Here is a 3,210-nt window from a genome sequence, read left to right as displayed (position 1 = left end):
TCTCTCTGACGGATTTCATTCAAGATACACATTTGAACACGACCAGAAGCCAATAAGAATTGGTTTCTTGCTAGTTTGGATGTACAGCCCCTTGTAACATTAATCCCTAGAATATAGTCCAGGTATTGCCTTGCTTTAGCGGATTGCGCAAGCCCGTCATAGCCTGTTCCTGGTTCTAATCGGTTTAAGGCTCCTTCTAATTCTGCGGCCTCATAGGAAGAGATAAAAAGACGGGATTCTCGTTTGTCCACACCTGCATGTTCAACTATCTCACGATAGATAAGCTCACCTTCCCTATCCGCATCACAGGAGTTGACCACATGATCTACATCAGGACGATTTAAAAGCTTCACTAATATTTGAATTTGTTCAAGACTATCCGATTTCGCTTTATATTCCGGCTCTAAAATAATTGGCAAGTGATCAAATTTGAATTCTTTGTATCGTTCATCCATTTCTTCCGGATGTTTTAGCTCTAATAAATGCCCACGGCACCAACTAATAATGTATTTTTCATTTTCATAGTAGCCATAATACGGCTTGCTCCCTGGATACCTTTGTGAGTTTCTAAATCTAGGTGATTTTAATAATTCAACAGCTACCTTTGGCTTTTCAGCAATAAATAACGTTTTTCCCATACGTAGTCCCTCCTATTAATCTGCAATTTCAGTTTTACGCTTCCATTTCTTATTTCTTTGCTTTTTTATCATTCTGTGAACGAATAATAACAATGTGTTCAAAAAGACTGCTACAAGGAACATACAGCTCGCAAACAGCCATACATTCATGACATTCTCTCCTTTCGTTTTACAAATGAGAAAGAGGGCTTTTCCTTTTACCCTCCTTCATTTCTAGATATAAAAAAATCACTTTCTGTTTTCTCAATTGAGTAACAAAAAATGATTTAATCTGGCGTTCCTGTTATAAAATTTTTCATCTTTTCATCGTTCCATTTCCATTGTTTCTCTTTTTCTACTTGATTTCTTTGTAGCCTTCGACTGCTCTACATTACCAGGCTCTGGCTCCTTTTCTTTTTCTTTATTATTCGTTTGTTTTCCGTTCAATGGCTGAAATTTTTTATCTACATCCATTTCCTTTGAAGTTGTAGACTGATTCACCGTTATTCCTTCTTTCCCAAGTTTCTCATCCACCCGATTTTCTAATTTCACAACGTGTTCTTGGCTTACCAACTCATTATCAATCGAAACATACTTTGTAGTATAATATCGCTCTTCAGCTTTTACACGAGTGACAATACTATCAATATCATCTGGTGTTTCTTCATATTTTGAACGTCTGTATGCCTCGAATTTTCGGCTTAAATCCTTATCTAATATAGTTGATTCCTTTTCTTTTGAAGGTTGAATTTGTTGATTTAGAGAAGCAATAGGTGCATATCCATCTTTCTTCATTTCTTTATATAATTCCACTTCTTTTTCATTAAATGAGTAATCTTTTTGTCCCTCTGCTTTATCAACTAAGTGTCCATATCGTTCATCTTTTACCAATTCATCTAGACTCATATTTGCATCCTTTTCATACACAACAAATGACAAATTTCCTCTCCCATCAAAGATAGAACTTTGAACCCTTTCATATAAATCAGGTTTCAAAATGTTATCTAAATAGACATTTTCTCGTTTCCCGTTCTTTTCCATGAGGGAAACGTATAAATCGTCCCGATTTGTTTTATCTTGATTCCATACAGATAAATAATTTATATCTTTCGTAACGGCATCCATCATGTGGATTCTTGCCAGTTCTTCATCTTGCATACCATTTGCTAATACTTCAATTGTAACTAAGTGGTTGGATGTCTCTTTCGATTTTTCTAATGTATTTTCTTGTACTTTTTCCATCGGTATTTCTTTATTGTTTCTATGATTCACTACCTCGTCTCGTAACGCTTGTTTCACTTCATCCGATAGATACCTTTTCTCGTTTAATACTTGCTCATATGGTGTCTTGTAGTCCCCATCTCCCATATTCATACGATCCATACTCACAAGCTCCATTCTCCCAAAATCCCTATCTACTTCTTTTGGAATGGCAATATGATAACGAGCTTGATCGTAAGGGATGGTTTCACCTCTTTCTCTAGCTTCTTCCCTTGCTTTTTCAATACTTGTAATAACTCCAGCCATTTTTTCATTTGCTTCTCCAAATGGAATCAGTTGATTATTCTTAAAAGTTTCATTGTCGCTCCATTGAACTAACATAGTTGGACGATTAATTTCGTCCTGATTTAATGCTGCATACTTTTCTTGATTCGCCTCATTAAATGCTTCAATAAATTCTTTATCACTCAATTTTTCTGCACCTTCTACAGGTTCAAACGCACGGTTCCTATCTGCTTGTTCCCTTAACTCTGCAACAGAAACCAGTTCTTGTGTCGTGTTACTTAAACTCATGTATTCAACCAACAAAATATTTTTTTCGTCCTGCTTTTCATTTCTATTTGCCATACTTTCCACCTCTTTTTCATTTATTTGTTCTTTGTCCTTCTCTAGTGTGTTTTCAATTGTTTCAATAAATTCAATCGAAGTTTCATGTACTTCTTTTAATAATTTCGTTTTATCCTTCATTTCTTTTCCTTGTGTCCAGTTCGCTAAATATCCTAACGAATATTCGCTTGTATCAATTCCAAAATAAGAAGAAACGGCATAAGCTGTCATTTCTGCTTGGAACTCTTTTTCTGGCGCTGTGTAATTCATATGCGTCTCTGCGGTATGAAGTTTGGCATGTGCCAATTCATGAAGTAAGGTTTTTACATTTTGCAATTCACTGTTTCGTGGATTCAAAGCAACCTCTTTTGTTAGGGTATAGCTCACGCCTTTTGAAACACCCAGCTCCGCTTTGGGTGCAATGATTTTCACACCGTTTTTTTCCGCAATGGCTTCCATTCCTTTGTACAAACTCTTGTAATCTGTAACGCTTCCTTCCAACCAACGATTCGGAAAGATACGAGGAAGATTTTCGGCTTTTGCGTTCGTTTGCGACACATCGAACACATGGCCCACAGCAAAATATAAGCGACCTGGTTTCACTTCTACGTTTTTAGATTCAATTTGTTTTTTCTCTTGCTCACTCGCCTTTGTAACGGATTTCCATGTCCCATCTTTGTCTTTAAATCTTGCTACAGTTCGGTTTGGAACAAGGATCTGGATTCCTTTCTCGCCTTTCTTAACCGCAAACCCTTTTTCTTTCCAA

At 36.4% G+C, this 3,210-nt stretch carries 3 protein-coding genes; all 3 read right to left on the bottom strand.

Features of this window, described 5'->3' with window-relative positions; genetic code table 11:
* Nucleotides 1-638, bottom strand: a 638-nt coding sequence (locus tag JDS95_RS30295) for a toprim domain-containing protein (protein ID WP_242474212.1), incomplete at its 3' end; no start/stop codon positions are given.
* Nucleotides 639-653: 15 nt separating this feature from the next.
* Nucleotides 654-788 (bottom strand): hypothetical protein, encoded by a 135-nt coding sequence (locus tag JDS95_RS31675; RefSeq protein WP_255535870.1) that lies wholly within the window; start codon nt 786-788, stop codon nt 654-656.
* A 153-nt stretch (nt 789-941) separates the two neighbouring features.
* Nucleotides 942-3,210, bottom strand: a 2,269-nt coding sequence (locus JDS95_RS30290; protein WP_199691035.1) for an LPD25 domain-containing protein, incomplete at its 5' end; no start/stop codon positions are given.

It is taken from the genome of Bacillus cereus group sp. N24 (assembly GCF_016483345.1).
Classification (GTDB): Bacteria; Bacillota; Bacilli; order Bacillales; family Bacillaceae_G; genus Bacillus_A; species Bacillus_A toyonensis.
This window is presented reverse-complemented; position numbering and strand designations above follow the sequence as displayed.

Excerpts from the sequence above, each read along its gene's own strand:
- JDS95_RS31675 (WP_255535870.1), bottom strand. The coding sequence starts at position 788 with ATGAATGTATGGCTGTTTGCGAGCTGTATGTTCCTTGTAGCAGTCTTT.